We start from the raw sequence: 15,339 nt of genomic DNA on the forward strand, positions 1-15,339 counted from the left end.
ACGCGCACAGGGTGAACACCGCGCGCCCTCCACGCCTTCACCGCCCCGGAAGATCCCCTGGCCACCACAGGAGAATTCGCACTGCAAACGCTACGCGTGAGTAACCACTTACCCGGCGGTGAGGTCTAGTCCTGGCCGGAACCCGACTCCGCCACTGGCGGCGAAGGTGTGGATGTCGTCGGGGGTGTGGAGGACGTCGGGGGAAGCGGTTGCTGCTGCTGGGCCCGCTCCAGGAACCTCAGCAACTCCACCGGGAACGGCAGCACCAGCGTGGAGTTCTTCTCGGCGGCGACCGCCACCACCGTCTGGAGCAGCCGCAGCTGGAGCGCGGCGGGCTGCTCGGACATCTCCTTCGCCGCCTCGGCGAGCTTCTTCGACGCCTGGAGCTCGGCGTCGGCGTTGATGATCCGCGCCCGCCGCTCACGGTCGGCCTCGGCCTGCCGGGCCATCGAGCGCTTCATCGTCTCGGGCAGGGACACGTCCTTGATCTCCACCCGGTCGATGGTGACGCCCCACTCCACGGCCGGGCTGTCGATCATCAACTCCAGCCCCTGGTTGAGCTTTTCGCGGTCGGACAGCAGGTCGTCCAGGTCGCTCTTGCCGATGATGGACCGCAGGGAGGTCTGCGCCATCTGCGAGACGGCGAACCGGTAGTCCTCCACCCGTATGACCGCCTCGGCCGGCGAGGTCACCTTGAAGTAGACGACGGCGTCCACGCGCACGGTGACGTTGTCCCTGGTGATGCCCTCCTGCCCGGGCACCGGCATCGTGACGATCTGCATGTTGACCTTCCGGAGCCGGTCGACGCCCGGAAGGATCAGGGTGAGTCCGGGGCCGCGCACCTCGGGCCGGAGTTTCCCGAGCCGGAGGACCACGCCCCGCTCGTACTGCTTGACGACCCGCGCGGCCGCCGCCACGTACACCGCTCCGGCGGACACCAGCGCGACGCCCGCCACCATCAGCTCCTCGACCATTGCCGGCCCCCAGGGGTCCACAGCACTGCCCGCGCATCACTGCCTGTACCACGACGGTAGCCCCGCCCCCCGGCAAGGGCGAGCCCCCGTACGCCGGTTGCGTACGGGGGCTCGCCTGCGATCGGCCACAGGCCGGGTGAAGCGGTCCCGCGCGAGGACTCCCGGGTGAGGACTCCCTCGTCAGGGCTCCCGCGTCAGGACTCCCGCGTCAGGACTCTCGCGTGAGGACTAGAAGACGCTGACGCCGTAGCGGCTCAGTGCCTCGGTCACGGGCTGGAAGAAGGTCGTACCGCCCGAGGTGCAGTTGCCGCTGCCACCGGAGGTCAGACCGAGCGCGACACCGCCGGAGGTGTAGAGGGCTCCGCCGGAGTCACCGCCCTCGGCGCAGACGTTGGTCTGGATCATCTGGTAGACCACGTCGCCGCTGCCGTAGTTGACCGTGGCGTTGAGGGCGGTCACCCGGCCGGTGTGGATACCGGTCGTGGAGCCGTCCCGGATGACCGACTGGCCCACGGTGGCGTTGCCGGCGCTGGTGATGTCGGTGTTGCCCGCGGTGCCCGCCTTGGCGACCGAGGTGTTGGTGTAGCGGACCAGCGCGTAGTCGTTGGTCGGGAAGCTGTAGCCGGAGTTCGTGCCCAGCACGGTGGTCTGACCGGAGTTGGAGTACCAGGTCGAGGCGACCTCGCCGCAGTGCCCGGCGGTCAGGAAGTAGTAGGTGCTCCCGCTGACGACGTTGAAGCCGAGCGAGCAGCGGTAGCCGCCGCCGTAGATGGCGTCGCCGCCGCCGATCAGCTTGTTGAACTTGCCCGGGGTGTGCTTGATCGTGAGCGCGCCGGCGTTGTCGCCCGCCTGCTCCTTGATCTGCGCGATCTCGGCGTCCGAGACCGTGCTGTCGACGGTGACCAGGAGACGGTTGGTCTTGCTGTCGACCGCCCAGGCGGTGCCCGGGATGTCCGCCTGGAGCACCGAGTCGCCGGCGCTCTTCAGTTCGGCGGTACTGAAGGTGGCGGTGTCGGCCGCGCTCGCGTGGGGGATGGCGATGGCGGCGGCGGCCACGAGTCCGGTGGCCACGGCGGTCAGCCGGGTCCGTCTCGAGATGCCGCTCGTGGGGGTGGTGGGGGTGGTGCGCTTGATCCTCACGTTTCGTTCCCTCCCAGGGGAAGTCGGGGGCCCGTGGTGTGGGGTCGGGGCCCGTGAGGCGCAGCCAGGGACCGACGTTCGTCCGGATTTCGGACACGCCGTGACCCTGACAAGCGCTGAGGGGGAGTATTCGGCCGAACGGCCGGTCGGCGCAAGGGCGCCTTTCGGCCGTCAGACCTTCAACGAACTGCGTGAGTTGAGCCCTCTTGCAGCCTCTTGTCCCAGCTCAGACCAGGTTGCGCTCTCCTGCCTCGACCGCCACGTCATATGTGTTCCCCGGCGGCGGGGAGGGGCGGAGGAAAGCATCCGCACAGGCGCACGGAGGCAGTACGGCCCGGTGGAAGTCGACCGTCGTGCGTCCGTCCGCGTCGGGTGCGCCGGAGTGCGGGAACCGGAACCGGTAGCTGGTCACCCCGCTGGCGGCGTCGGCGGACACGGCCCACAGCGAACCGTCGCCCCGCACGCTCACCCGGAGGGCGGGCCGCTGCCCGGCCAGGACGAACGCCGGTTCCCCGCCGAGCCCGAGACCGCGCTCACGCCCGTCGGCGTTCGGCACCCGGACGGTACGGTCCTCGTCGCACGGGGTGAAGCGTGCGGGCACCGCCCGGCGCGTGTCGCGGGACGTCGCGTCGATGCCCGGGAACCGGTGCCGGGCCGCGGAGTCCGGGGCGAAGTCGCGTGCTCCCCAGACCCCTTCACGGACCAGCACGACCAGCCGCCGGTCCCCGAGCGCGACCCGGGCCGGCCGGGTCCGTCGGTCCGGTGCCGGCGCCGAGCCGTGCCTCCCCGCCGAACGGCTTCCCGTCCGTGGTCAGCCCGTCGGAGCCGGTCGCGGTGAGCACCACGGCATCCTCATCGGCCACCCAGGTCCCCGGGGTGTCCGGAAGTCGACCGTCCGGAAAGTCCGCGAGCTGGGGGTCCCCAGGCCGTTTTCTCAGGCACTGGGGAGGGTGCCGGTGAGCGCGAGCGGGCCGTAGGGCGCCCAGACCGTCTCCAGGCGGCGCTCGTGTCGCTGCCGCCAGGCGTCCGCCGCGTCCGTCGCGGCGCCTGCGGTGTCTGCCGCGGCGTCTGCCGCGTTCGCCGTCACGGGGGTCGGCCTTGTCGTCATGCGATCTGTCCTGTCGTCATGCGGTTCGCCCGTTCGCCCGTCCCCGACGGGCCGGGCAGTCCGAGGTGCGAGCGCAGGGTGTCTCCCTCGTATTCCGTCCGGAAGGCGCCGCGCTCCTGCAGCAGCGGCACCACCCGGTCGACGAACTCGTCGAGCCCGCCGGGCGTGAGCTGCGGTACGAGGACGAAGCCGTCGGCGGCGTCCTCGCGCACGAACTCCGCCAGTTCGGCGGCGACCGCCTCGGGCGTGCCGACGAAGGACTGCCGGGCGCTCGTCTCGATCACGGTCTGCCGGATGGACAGCCCCTTCTCCCTCGACAGCGCGCGCAGCCTCCCGGCCGTCGCGACGGCGTCGCCGTGCCGGGCGCGGCCCCCCGTGAGCCGTGGGTCGGCCACCGGGTCGAACTCGGGCAGCGGTCCGTCGGGGTCGTAGGCCGACAGGTCGACGCCCCAGAGCCGCTCCAGGGTGAGGAGGGCGCCCTGCGGGGAGACCAGCCGGCGTCTGATCGTGGCGGCCCGCTCCTGTGCCTCGGCGGCGGTGTCCCCGAGGACGACGGTGACGCCGGGCATGATCTTCAGATCGTCGGCGGTACGGCCGTACTTGGCCAGCCGTTCCTTGACGTCGGTGTAGAAGGCGCGCCCGGCCTCCAGCGTGCCGGGCGGCGCGAGGACGACGTCCGCGGTGGCGGCCGCGAACTCCCGGCCCTGCGCCGAGCCCCCCGTCCGGATCACCACCGGGTGTCCCTGCGGTGAGCGCGGCACGGTGAACTCCCCGGCGATGTCGAAGTGCCGGCCCCGGTGCGCGAACGGCCGGGGCGCCTCGTCCGGTGTCCAGGAGTCCCACAGCCTTCTCGCGGTGGCGACGAACTCGGCGGCCCGCGGATACCGGTCGGCGCGCTCCAGGTAGTGCCCTCGGCGGAAGTCCTCGCCGGTGCGGGCGTCCGAGGAGATCACCACGTGCCAGGCCGCCCGGCCGCCGCTGAGATGGTCCAGGGTGGCCAGTCTGCGGGCGAGTTCGAACGGCTCGTTGAACGTGGCGTCGGCCGTGGCGGCCAGCCCCAGGCGCCCGGTCACGGCGGCGAGCGCGTTGAGGACGGTGAGCGGCTCGGGGCGGCCGGCCGCGTCCAGGTCAGGGATACGGCCCATGTGTTCGCGCGGTCGCGGCCCCTCGGCGAGGAGGAAGAAGTCGAACAGACCGCGTTCGGCGGTCCGGGCGAGGTGCTCGAAGGAGGAGAAGTCGATCGGCGACCTCGCGTCGGGGCCGGTCCAGACGGTGGTGGTGTCGGCGCCGGGGAAGTACGCGGCCAGGTGGCAGTGCCTGCCGAGCGGCCTCGGGCCCCGGGGGTGGTGTCCGCTCATGCCGCTCCCCCCGCGTACTGGTTGGCGGGCCGGGCCAGCCCCAGGTGCTCGCGGAGCGTGCTGCCCGGGTAGAAGGTGCGGAACAGACCACGGTGCTGGAGCAGCGCCACCGTGCCGTTGACCAGCCGTTCCAGATCGCGGCGCGGTTCGACGGGGGTGAGGTGGAAGCCGTCTGCGGTGCCCTCCTCGTGCCAGGAGGCGATCAGGTCGGCGAGGTCGACGGGGCCGCCCCGGTAGAGCGGGCCCTGCGCGGTCTGCCGGGGGCCGCCTCCGCCGTGGCCGGGTTCGGCGGCGTGCTCGCCGTCCCCGAGGTCGATCAGCAGACTCACCAGGACGAGCAGCGTGTTCGGGTCGCGCCCCGCTGCGGCCGCGTCGGCCCGCAGCCGGTCGCGGACGGTGCGGGCCTGCGCGGGGCTCGCCGCGCGCACGAGGGCCACGTCGGCGTGGCGCGCCGCGGTGGACCGGGCGGGTCCCTCGGTGGCGTCGACCACGCGCACCGGGTGTCCCTGCGGAGGTCTGGGCGCCAGGGCGGGGCCGCGCACCGAGAAGGCCTCGCCGGTGAAGTCGACGTGGTGCAGCTTGTCGCGGTCGACGAAACGGCCGGTCGGCGCATCGCGTACCGCGGCGCCGTCCTCCCAGCTGTCCCACAACTTCGCCGCCACGTCGGCCACTTCACCGGCCTCGTGCCACAGCGCGTCCAGCGGCGCGGTGTGCCGGCGGCCGAAGAGCCGGGCCTCCCCCTCCGTGGTGGAGACGTCGATCCGCCAGCCGGCCCGGCCCCGGCTGACCCGGTCGAGCGTGGCGATGGTGGCCTGGATGCGGAAGGGCTCGGTGTGGGTGGTGGTGAGGGTGGGCACCAGTCCGACGCGGTGCGTGGCGGGCGCCACCCGGGACAGCACGGCCGACGCGTCGGGTCCGGGCCGGGCGAAGGAGTCGTCCAGCGTCACGAAGTCGAGTCCGCCCCGCTCGGCGAGCCGCGCCAGTTCGACGTAGGGGCCGGCGTCGTACACCCCCGGCTGGTCGACGGCGGCCGCCAGGTGCAGCAGGCCCCTGCCGTGCGATGAGGTCATGGGAGAGAACCCTTTCTTCCGTGACGCTTCGAAGTGGAGCGGTTCACCCGACGGCATCGGCGCCCAGATCCCGCAGGAACACCAGGGCGGCCCGGGCGGTGGCGTCGTTCTGCCGGAACGCTGGGCCGCCGGTGCGCGGCCGGGTGAACGCGCCCGGCGTACGGCCGTCGGTGTGCGGTCCGAGCGCGAAGCGCCGTGGGTGCGGCAGGCCGGCCCGGTCCAGGACCCGCCCGTCGGCACGGTCCACCCGCAGCAGCCCGTCCGGGGTCTCGCCCGCGCCGTCGGCGTGCAGCTCCCGCAGCAGCGGGTCGAGGGCACGCCGGAGCGTCGGCTCCGGCAGCCGGGCCTCCACCAGCGCCCGCGCCTCGACCGAGAAGCCCGGCACCGTGGCGCTCGACGCCCGGAACACCCCGTCCCGCGCGTGGACGGCCATGTCGGCGCCGACGAACTTCAGCACCCCGGCCCGGGACAGCGCGAGCAGCTGTCTCAGCCGGGGGCCCGGCGGCCCGGAGGCGAGGTGGCTGAAGAACCCGTGCCACCCGGAGCCGATGCCGCCGAGCCGGACCAGCTGTCCGTAGACGGACAGCAGTCCCAGGAACACGGCCAGGTCGGTGCTGTGCGCGGCGTCGTGACGGCGGCTCAGGTCGTCCTCCACATAGCCGCGCAGCCCTTCCTGGAACTCCGCGAAGGACCCGTACGTCACCCCGTCCAACGGCCGGTCGAGGGCGGCCAGGTCGAGCCGGTCCCGGGGGTCGGGCACGGCGGACGCCACCAGGGCCTCCCGCTCGGCGCCCTCGGACGCGGCCTCGTACTTCTCCTCGAAGTCGGTCCAGGCGATGGCGGTCCGCTCGGCGTGGACCGTGAACAGCCGGTGGTAGTGGGCGAAGCCCAGCTCCTTCTCCACCAGCGGCCAGACGTCCCGCCGGAAGTCGAAGCCCCCGGGCCGCGCGAGCAGCCCGTCGATCTCGGCGGGCCCCAGGAACCGGGGCAACGGGGGCCGTTCACCGGTCCAGTCGTAGCCGATCTTCGAGTGGTACGGCACACCGCGCCGCGAGCCGACGTACAGCACCGGTTCCCGCCCCGAGGGCACATAGGTGTCCCCCTCGTACCGCCCGCCGCGTCCCTCGGTGAGCAGCACCATCAGGTCGGCGAAGGCGAGCCCGAATCCACGCACCAGCACGGGTTCGCCGGCCGGCAGCGCGCAGAGGTCGCTGTCGGCCGTGAAGTCCGGCGGCAGATGGACGAGCCCGTGCTCCGCCGCGTAGGCCGCCAACTCACTTTGTTCCTGGTCGAGTTCGGCGTCCAGATGGCCGAGAGCGAGGACGACGAGATCGGCGGACAGGGGCTGGTCCCGGCCTTCCAGCCACACCTGCTGGCGTCCCGAACGGGGGCCGCTCACCCGCAGAGCGCGCCCCGGATGGTGGTGGACGGTGATCCCGGGAGGCAGGGCGGCGACCGCCTGCTCGTGCACCCAGCGCAGATAGGAGCCCTGGAGCTGCCGGTCGGCGAAGGTGCGCCCGTCGATGCCGGCCCACTCGTGCAGCGTCGGGCCGGGCCGCACCGGCCCGGCCATCTCCACCGACTCGTCGGTGAACATGGTGACGTCCTCGGCGTGCGAGTTCATCCACAGCAGCGGCGACTGGGCGGCCCGCCAGATGCGTCCGGCGCCGGGCGGATGCGGGTCGACGAGATGGATGTCGAGGCGTGAACCGGCGTACAGCTCGGGGGCGTTGGCGGCGATCCGCTCGATGAGGCCGGTCCCCCGCGGCCCGGCCCCGACGATCACGAGGGTGGCGGGCGCTTCGGGGTCGAGGGTTTCGGAAGACATGCGAAGGCTCCGTGACAGCTGGGATCGAACACGGGTAGGTGCCTTCACACACCGGATGGGGCGCGCCGCGCGGCGCAGATACGGCCGAGCCCCTCAGCAGGGCCGTGCAGCGAGAGTACGTGGGCGTTTCCCCTCACTGTCAAGGCCGTCCACACTGTGAGCGGTACGTCTCAAGTCGGTTGACGCCTAACCGGAGACCTGTTCCACTTGGCCCATGCATCCGCAGCAGTGTCTGGTCACCCGCTCCCACATCGACTTCGGTCGCGTGTGGTCCTGTTCCTGTTGAGCTGACCCACTGCGGCCCCCGTTCCCGGGGCGCCCTCTTCGCGTTCTCCCCTCACCCAGCTCCGCCTTCACCTCCGCGCTCTCCCCTCGATATGCGCCTTTTGCATCGCTTTCGCCACATCTCACGCCTGTCCTACGGCGATCAGCGCGCCCCGACCGCGCTGCGCCCCGGAGCGGCGCGAAACCCGACCACCCGATCCATCAGCGCCCCCAGCACGTCCCGTACGGAGCCGCGCTCGCGCGCGTCGCACTCCAGCACGGGCACCTCGGCACTCAACCCCAACGCCGCGCGCACCTCGTCCAGTTCGAAGCGCTCGGCCCCGTCGAAGCGATTCACCGCGAGGACGAACGGCGCGTCCTGGGCCTCGAAGTAGTCGACGGCCGGGAAGCACTCCTCGATCCGCCGGGTGTCGGCGAGGACCACCGTGCCGAGCGCTCCCTCCACCAGGTCGTCCCACAGGAAGGCGAACCGGTCCTGCCCGGGCGTGCCGAACAGGTACAGCGCGATGGCCGGGCCGAGCGTGATCCGTCCGAAGTCGAGCGCGACGGTGGTGGTGGTCTTGGACTCCACGCCCTCGAGCGAGTCGACCCCGACCGACACCTGGGTGATCGGCGCCTCGGTGTCGAGCGGGTCGATCTCCGAGACGGCCCCGATGAAGGTCGTCTTACCGACCCCGAGCCCGCCGCTCACCACGATCTTCACGGCGAGCGGAACGGTTCTGTCAGAGCGCCCGGGCATGATCATCGATCCTTTCGAGCATCCGGAGCGGTGGCTCCGCGGGTTGCCGGCACGCGAACGGCCGGCCGCCGGTCCCGATCGACGGCCCCACGAAGTCCGCGTCCTCGACCGGAGATACGTTCCAGGGATGCCCGCCGCTCACCGTGGCGCCCCGTCCGGGGCGCCACGGGCGGCATCGGTGACGCCGCGTCAGCAGGAGCAGTCGCAGGAGCAGCACTCACAGCACTCGCAGCACTGACACCCGTCGCAGCAATTGCAGCCGTCACAGCCGTCGCTGCACCAGCCCTCGCGCCTCCTGCGCGACCAGGGCCCCTCGAACTCGTCGGCACAGCAGACCTTGCAGGTGCAGCACAGCCCGAGCGCGACCGCGCACCCGGCCCAGAAACCCCGCCTCCCGGGCCGCGGCGGCTCACCGCCGTAGGGGTTGCCGCCGTAGGGGTTGCCGGGCGCGTGGGGGTCCACCGGCCCCCGGGGGGCGTACGGGCCGGTCGGCGGGCCGAAGGCGCCCTCCGGCGCGTGCGCGTGCCCGCACGACTGCGTCCCGAACGCCCGGTCGACCGACCGCTCCAGCTCGTGCGCCAGCAGCAGGTGCGCGAGCCTGCCGTCGACGAACTCCATGTCGCGCAGCGCGAGCCGGATGCCGTGCAGGGCGTCGTCGGCGAGCCGGCGGGCCTCGGTGAGCGGGGTCCCGGTGGCCGTCAGCGGGTTCCAGGCGCCGGCCGCCGCGTCGGACTCCCGGTCCTCGACAGCGTCCAGCAGATGCGCCAGCCGGCCGAAGAGACGGCCGGCCTCGGCGAGCGGAGCGGCGTTGCCCGGCCGGCCGGCCAGGACCGCGGTGTGCGCGAAGGCGGCGGCGGTGGCGGTCTCGGTCGGCTCGGTGACGGCGCACAGCGGGGTGCCCGGCCCGGCGAGCGCCTCGATGCCCCCCTGCCGTTCCACCGCGTCGACCAGGACGGCGGTGTCGAACCCGACGGCGGCCCCGCCGCGTTCCCCGGCCCGGCCCCAGCTCGCGGCGACCCTGCGCGCGGCGACGGCGACGGGCTTGCGCGCCAGCAGCCCGTCCCCGTCGGCTACGTGGTCGCGCACCTTGGCCGAGGCGAGCACCAGCGAGACGGCGGCCGCGAGCCGGGCGCCCTCGCCCTGCGCGACGGACGCGGTGCGCATCCCGCGCAACGGGCACGGTCCCGCCGTCCGCCGCCATCCGTCGGCCGGCACCCGGTCGGCCTGAGCCTCCGTCAGAACCGATATGAGCAGGCCGTCGTAGTTGGTGACGACCCGCGAGAACTGCCCGTGGTCACCGCGCAGCGCGAGGCACAGCCCGCACAGATGCGCCATCCACTGGGTCTTGAGACCCTCTCCGAGCCGGTGACTGCATGGCCTGACGATTCCGAACACGGCAACCCCCGTCGTCCTTGGGACATTGAGCTGCGGCATGCTATCGACCGATTGTCATGCCGGATCGGGGGCACCCGGTTCACCCGGACGCACCGTGCGTCACTCGTTCGCCACGAAGAATCATATTTCACTCACAGTCAGCAGCCGTATGCGGTACGACCCTTGGGAGACGCGGGCTCTCGACGTATTCGCTGTGCACCAGTACCGTCACAAACCCCCCGCGCGGCGTCTATCCACTTGGCGCGACATCCGCATCATGGACGACCATGGGGAATGCGGAAAGCAGAAAGACCGCTGTGAGAGGAGGCGTCCATGGGATCGGTGCGCAAGGCGAGTGCCTGGCTTGGCCTCGTCGACGACAACGATGACGAGCGTTACTACGACGACGACTATTCCGAGGGGACCGACGCCGGGGACGCCTGGGTCACCGACCCCCGCGTGAAGGTGGCGACGGACACGGCCGAGGAGAAGGGCCGTCGGATCGGCACCGTCACCCCGGACAGCTTCCGGGACGCCCGGGCGATCGGTGAGCTGTTCCGCGAGGGCGTGCCGGTCATCATGAACCTCACGGCCATGGAGGCCGGGGACGCCAAGCGCGTCGTCGACTTCGCGGCCGGGCTGATCTTCGGCCTGCGGGGTTCGATCGAGCGGGTGTCCACCCGGGTGTTCCTGCTGAGCCCCGCCAACACGGAGATCGTGAACGGAGACCCGTCCGCGCACCGGACGGACGGTTTCTTCAACCAGAGCTGAGGCAGGGCCGCTCACCGGCCCTGCCTCGGCCCCTGGGCCGGGTCAGCGGAAGGCGTCGAGTCCGGTGAGCGCCTTGCCCAGCACGAGCTGGTGCATCTCGACGGTGCCCTCGTAGGTGAGCACCGACTCGAGGTTGGTCGCGTGCCGCATGACGGGGTATTCGAGCGAGATCCCGTTGGCACCGAGGACGGTACGGGCGGTCCGGCAGATCTCGATCGCCTCCCGTACGTTGTTGAGCTTGCCGAAGCTGACCTGCTCGGGACGCAGGCGGCCGGCGTCCATGCGCCGCCCCAGATGATGGGCGAGCAGAATCCCCTTGTGCAGCTCGACCGCCATGTCGGCGAGCTTGGCCTGGGTGAGCTGGAACCCCCCGATGGGCCGCCCGAACTGCTCGCGGGTCTTCGCGTACCCGACAGCGGTCTCGAAGCAGGAGCGCGCCGCCCCCATCGCGCCCCACACGATCCCGTAGCGCGCGTGGGACAGACAGCTGAGCGGTCCGCGCAGCCCGGTGACCTCCGGCAGGACGGCGTCCGCGGGCAACCGCACGTCGTCGAGCACGAGCTCGCTGGTCACGCTGGCCCGCAGGGACCACTTGTGCTTGATCTCGGGCGCCGAGAACCCCGGAGTGCCGGCGGGCACCACGAAGCCGCGGATCCCGTCGTCGCTCTGCGCCCAGACGACGGCCACCCCGGCGACGGACCCGTTGGTGATCCACATCTTGCGGCCGTTGAGCACCCAGTCGGAGCCGTCCCGCTTGGCGTACGTCCGCATGCCCGCCGGGTCGGAGCCGTGATCGGGTTCGGTGAGCCCGAAGCAGCCGATGATCTCGCCCGCGGCCATCCCCGGCAGCCAGGTCTGCTTCTGCTCCTCGCTGCCGAAGCGGTGCAGGGCGTACATGGCGAGGGAACCCTGCACGGAGACGAGGGACCGGATGCCGGAGTCGGCGGCCTCGAGTTCGAGACAGGCGAGGCCGTACTGCACGGCGCTGGCCCCGGCGCACCCGTATCCGCTGAGCGACATCCCGAGCGCCCCGATGGCGCCGAGCTCGCGCGCCAGTTCCCGGATCTCCGGCAGCTCCCCGCGCTCGTACCACTCGGCGACCCGCGGCAGCACCCGGTCCGCGGCCCAGTTCCGCACGGTGTCACGGATCGCGAGATCCTCCGGCTCCAGCAGATCGTCGATCCCCAGGGGGTCGGCGGGGTCGAAGGGGGGCAACTTCGAGGACGCGGACATGAGAGAGCCTCCGAAAAACTAGCACCGCTAGTTACACCATCGCCCGAGACGTTACGACGCGCCGTCCCGCACGTCCAGTACGCGCCGCGCGCAGCACAGTCCGCAAGCCGCCGACGGCGATGCGCCCCCACAGGAGACGCCCACCCTTCGACCGACGGCAAACCGGCGGTGCGTGGGCAGGGAGACTCACGCGGAGACGCGGGACTCCGCTACCCCCCGGGGCGCGGGAAGCTCCACCTCCGCCACGGGCGCCTCGCACTGCATGACCCGCGGCAACCGCAACGCCATCAGCGCCCCCAGCAGCAACAACCCCGCACTCACCGACAGCGTGACATGCAACCCGTGCACGAAGCTGTCCCGCGCGACCCGCCGCAGCGCGACCCCGACCGGCCCGCCCAACTGCCCGGCGACCTCGTACGCCTCGCCCAGCGAATGCCCCGCCGCGTCCGACGCCGACGCCGGCACCCCGGGCACGGACTTCAGTCCGGGCGCGTACGCGGCGTTCATCACGCTTCCCAGCAGGGCGATCCCGATCCCCGCCCCCAGCTGGTACGACGTCTCCCCGATCGCCGCCGCCCCGCCCGCCTGCTCCGGCGGCGCCTCGCTCAGCATCGACTCGTACGCCGCGAACAAGGTCGTCTCCAGACCGAAGCCCAGCAGCAGGAACCCGAACAGCAGCAGCCCCGTGTTGTCCGACCCGCCCATCGCGGTCAGCGTCAGCACGGCCAGCGCCGTGAGGACGAACCCCCCGCACACCATCCGGCGCGGCCCGAACTGCCGGAGCAGCCGTGCCCCGGCCAGCCCGGCCGCCATCGCGGCGAACGTCAGGGGCAGCAGCCGCAGGCCCGTCTCCAGCGGAGACAGTCCGAGCACCAGCTGCAGGTACTGTGCCGCGATCAGTTCGAGACCCACCAGCGCCAGCATCGCCAGCACGATGCACCCGACCGACGTACTGAACGCCGGCCGCCGGAACATCCCCAGATCCACCAGCGGATGCAGGCGCCGCCGCTGACGGCGGACGAACAGGACGATCAGCACCGCGCCCACCAGCAGCGGGCCGACGGTGAACAGCCCGAGCTCCCCGCCGCCCAGCCGCTTCACGCCCAGCACGACACCGAAGAGACCGGCCGCCGCCAGCAGCGCGCCGACCACGTCCCAGGGGCCGTCCGCCGCGCCCCGCGACTCGGGCAGCAGCAGCCGTCCCACCGGCAGGCTGACCAGCATCAGCGGGATGTTGACGAGGAAGACCGAGCCCCACCAGAAGTGCTCGAGCAGAAAGCCGCCCAGGAGCGGGCCGACCGCGGCGCCGACCGCGGCCACCGCGCTCCAGATGCCGATCGCGAGCGCCCGCTCACGCCGGTCGGGGAACACCTGGCGCAGGATCGACAGCGTCGCGGGCATGATCATCGCGCCGCCGACGCCCAGCAGCGCCCGCGCCAGGATCAGGGTCTGCGCGGTCCCGGCGAACGCCGCCAGCGCGGAGGCGACGCCGAACAGGGCGTAGCCGAGGAGCAGGACGCGTCTGCGGCCCACCTTGTCGCCGAGCGTGCCGAACAGGATCAGCAGCGAGGCGCAGACCAGTGGATAGGTGTCGACGATCCAGAGCAGCTCGATGGCGCCGGGCCGCAGGTCCTCGGTGACCGCCGGCACCGCCACATGCAGCACGGTCGCGTCGACGGCGACCAGCAGCAGGCTGACGCACAGCACCACCAGGACGACCCAGCGGTTGGCACCGGCCCCGGCCGCCCGACGGCGCAGCCCAGCGGCGGCCGTGGTCGTCCCGGACATGTACGTACCTCCCAGGTGATCCCCCGGTTCGGCGGGCTCACGGGGTGGGGACTCCCCGCGGCTCGGCCGGAGAGGAGCGGTGTCTCCGGCCCGCGCAAACGAACACGAGTGGAACGCAGCGTACGCGAGTTCGCGCCAGGGCCACGTGGCGGACCTCTCACCACCCACGGGCAACCCATGTGGCGTACGCCACTCCCGCGCCATGTCCGGGCCACCTCCCGTATCCCTCCCCGTGCCGCCTGCGACCACCTCCTCCCCGGGGCCCCGGCCGCCCCGGCGGACCCGGTCGCCGGGGCGGCCGTCGATAATCGAGCCCGTGACCGATCTCGAGACGCGCGTGACGCCCCCCGGCTCCGCGACCCCGCGCCGGGCGGCCCCCGCCCTCCTGGGGTACGCGGCCGTGCGTGCCCTCGGTCTGCTCGCGCTGGTCGTGTGGAGCGCCGCCCGCGACAAGAGCGCGTACACCCTGCTGACCGCCCGCTGGGACGCCCTCTGGTACACCAGGGTCGCCGAGCTGGGATACGGCTACGAGGTCCGTCTGCCGAACGGCGACGTCCACTCCAACCTCGCGTTCTTCCCGCTGCTGCCCTGGCTGGAAAGGCTTCTGCACGCGGTGACCCCGCTGTCGTACGCCGACGCCGGTCTCGTCGTGTCCCTGCTCGCCTCGCTCGCCGCGGCCTGGGGCGTGTTCGCGGTCGCCGACCAGGTGTACGGGCGCCGGGCCGGAGTGTGCGCGGTGCTGGTGTGGGCCGTCCTGCCGGTCGGGATCGTGCAGTCGATGGCGTACAGCGAGTCGCTGTTCACCGCACTGGCCGCCTGGTCGCTGTACGCGGTGCTCACCGGCCGGTGGGTGACCGCGGGAGTGCTCGCGTCGCTGGCCGGTCTGACCCGCCCGGTGGGACTCGCGGTGGTCGCGGCGGTGTGGGCGGCGGGCGTGGCGTCCTTCGTCCGTGACCGGAAGGAGGCCCCGACCGCCGGGACCGCTCCCCGGCGCGCGGCTCGGGCGGCCGCAGCCCGCGTCGCGCCACGCGCCCTCGGCATGCTCCTCGCGCCCCTCGGCGCCGCCGGCTACGTCCTGTGGGTCGGCCACCACACCGGCAAGGGCCCGCTCGGCTACTTCGACGTCCAGGCGGGCTGGCGCAACGGCTTCGACGGCGGTTACGCCTTCGCGCGCTTCGTCGCCGACAAGTTCACGTCGTTCCCGTCCGCCCTCGCCGGCCTCGGGCTGATCGTCGGCGTCGCCCTGCTGCTGTGGCTGTACGTCGTCTGCGTGCGGCAGCGCCAGCCCCTTCCGCTGCTGGTGTACGCGGGTGTGGTCCTCGCGCTCGCCCTGTGCGCGTCGAGCTACTTCGGCTCCAAGCCGCGCCTGCTGCTGCCCGCGTTCCCGCTGCTGCTGCCGCTCGCCCTGGCCCTGGCCCGGCTGCGGACGTCCAGGTCGGCGCTGCTGGTGGGGTGCCTCACGGCGGCATCGGCCGTGTACGGCGCGTGGTGGCTGAACGGGAGCGGTCCGCCGTAAGAGAATCAGGCTTTTCGGTGAACCCTTTCATACGTTCCCTAAAACTATCTCCTGGAATGATCAAAGGAATTGAAGGGAACACTGTTCGACCATTAGCGATTCCACAGGAATAAATGCCCTCCTGAGAGCAATCCCACATCACATCGTCATCACAA

At 72.2% G+C, this 15,339-nt stretch carries 11 protein-coding genes and 1 pseudogene; 2 read left to right on the top strand and 10 right to left on the bottom strand.

Going from position 1 to position 15,339, the window contains the following annotated elements:
• Positions 1-125 precede the first annotated feature (125 nt).
• The 8 genes and pseudogenes from QQM72_RS31580 to QQM72_RS31615 all read right to left on the bottom strand — a co-directional run bounded on the left by QQM72_RS31580 (position 126) and on the right by QQM72_RS31615 (position 9,897).
• Complete coding sequence (locus QQM72_RS31580) at positions 126-974, bottom strand: slipin family protein (RefSeq protein WP_314224254.1); 849 nt, start codon at positions 972-974, stop codon at positions 126-128.
• Between the two features lie 228 nt (positions 975-1,202).
• The gene (locus QQM72_RS31585; protein WP_020128192.1) at positions 1,203-2,114 is read right to left on the bottom strand and encodes a S1 family peptidase; all 912 of its coding nucleotides are present in this window, start codon (positions 2,112-2,114) and stop codon (positions 1,203-1,205) included.
• Between the two features lie 226 nt (positions 2,115-2,340).
• Positions 2,341-3,222: pseudogene (locus tag QQM72_RS31590) on the bottom strand (DUF1684 domain-containing protein).
• Positions 3,219-4,580, bottom strand: a complete 1,362-nt coding sequence (locus QQM72_RS31595; RefSeq protein WP_314224255.1) for an NtaA/DmoA family FMN-dependent monooxygenase — start codon at positions 4,578-4,580, stop codon at positions 3,219-3,221. The pseudogene QQM72_RS31590 and the gene QQM72_RS31595 overlap by 4 nt, the downstream one beginning before the upstream one ends.
• A complete protein-coding gene (locus QQM72_RS31600) occupies positions 4,577-5,650 on the bottom strand; it encodes an LLM class flavin-dependent oxidoreductase (protein WP_314224256.1) in 1,074 nt (357 codons plus the stop codon). The genes QQM72_RS31595 and QQM72_RS31600 overlap by 4 nt, the downstream gene beginning before the upstream one ends.
• Positions 5,651-5,693: 43 nt before the next feature.
• Complete coding sequence (locus QQM72_RS31605) at positions 5,694-7,478, bottom strand: FAD/NAD(P)-binding protein (RefSeq protein WP_314224257.1); 1,785 nt, start codon at positions 7,476-7,478, stop codon at positions 5,694-5,696.
• A gap of 427 nt (positions 7,479-7,905) precedes the next feature.
• Entirely contained in the window at positions 7,906-8,508 is a 603-nt protein-coding gene (locus QQM72_RS31610) for an ATP/GTP-binding protein (protein ID WP_399079349.1), read from the bottom strand.
• A 183-nt stretch (positions 8,509-8,691) separates the two neighbouring features.
• Positions 8,692-9,897: a DUF5685 family protein gene (locus QQM72_RS31615; RefSeq protein ID WP_314224259.1), complete on the bottom strand. Its 1,206-nt coding sequence runs from the start codon at positions 9,895-9,897 to the stop codon at positions 8,692-8,694.
• 312 nt (positions 9,898-10,209) lie between these two features.
• Between QQM72_RS31615 and QQM72_RS31620 the strand changes: the two genes are divergently transcribed.
• Positions 10,210-10,647: a cell division protein SepF gene (locus tag QQM72_RS31620; protein WP_314224260.1), complete on the top strand. Its 438-nt coding sequence runs from the start codon at positions 10,210-10,212 to the stop codon at positions 10,645-10,647.
• A 42-nt stretch (positions 10,648-10,689) separates the two neighbouring features.
• Here QQM72_RS31620 and QQM72_RS31625 read toward each other — a convergent pair whose 3' ends face one another.
• Together QQM72_RS31625 and QQM72_RS31630 are read right to left on the bottom strand one after the other, a co-directional pair.
• On the bottom strand, positions 10,690-11,880 hold the full coding sequence (locus tag QQM72_RS31625; protein ID WP_314224261.1) for an acyl-CoA dehydrogenase family protein: 1,191 nt from the start codon (positions 11,878-11,880) through the stop codon (positions 10,690-10,692).
• A gap of 186 nt (positions 11,881-12,066) precedes the next feature.
• Complete coding sequence (locus tag QQM72_RS31630; protein ID WP_314224262.1) at positions 12,067-13,668, bottom strand: MFS transporter; 1,602 nt, start codon at positions 13,666-13,668, stop codon at positions 12,067-12,069.
• 316 nt (positions 13,669-13,984) lie between these two features.
• Between QQM72_RS31630 and QQM72_RS31635 the strand changes: the two genes are divergently transcribed.
• Positions 13,985-15,184, top strand: a complete 1,200-nt coding sequence (locus QQM72_RS31635) for a mannosyltransferase family protein (protein ID WP_314224263.1) — start codon at positions 13,985-13,987, stop codon at positions 15,182-15,184.
• The last annotated feature ends 155 nt before the right edge of the window (positions 15,185-15,339 follow it).

It is taken from the genome of Streptomyces zaehneri (genome assembly GCF_032248645.1).
Taxonomy (GTDB): Bacteria; Actinomycetota; Actinomycetes; order Streptomycetales; family Streptomycetaceae; genus Streptomyces; species Streptomyces coriariae.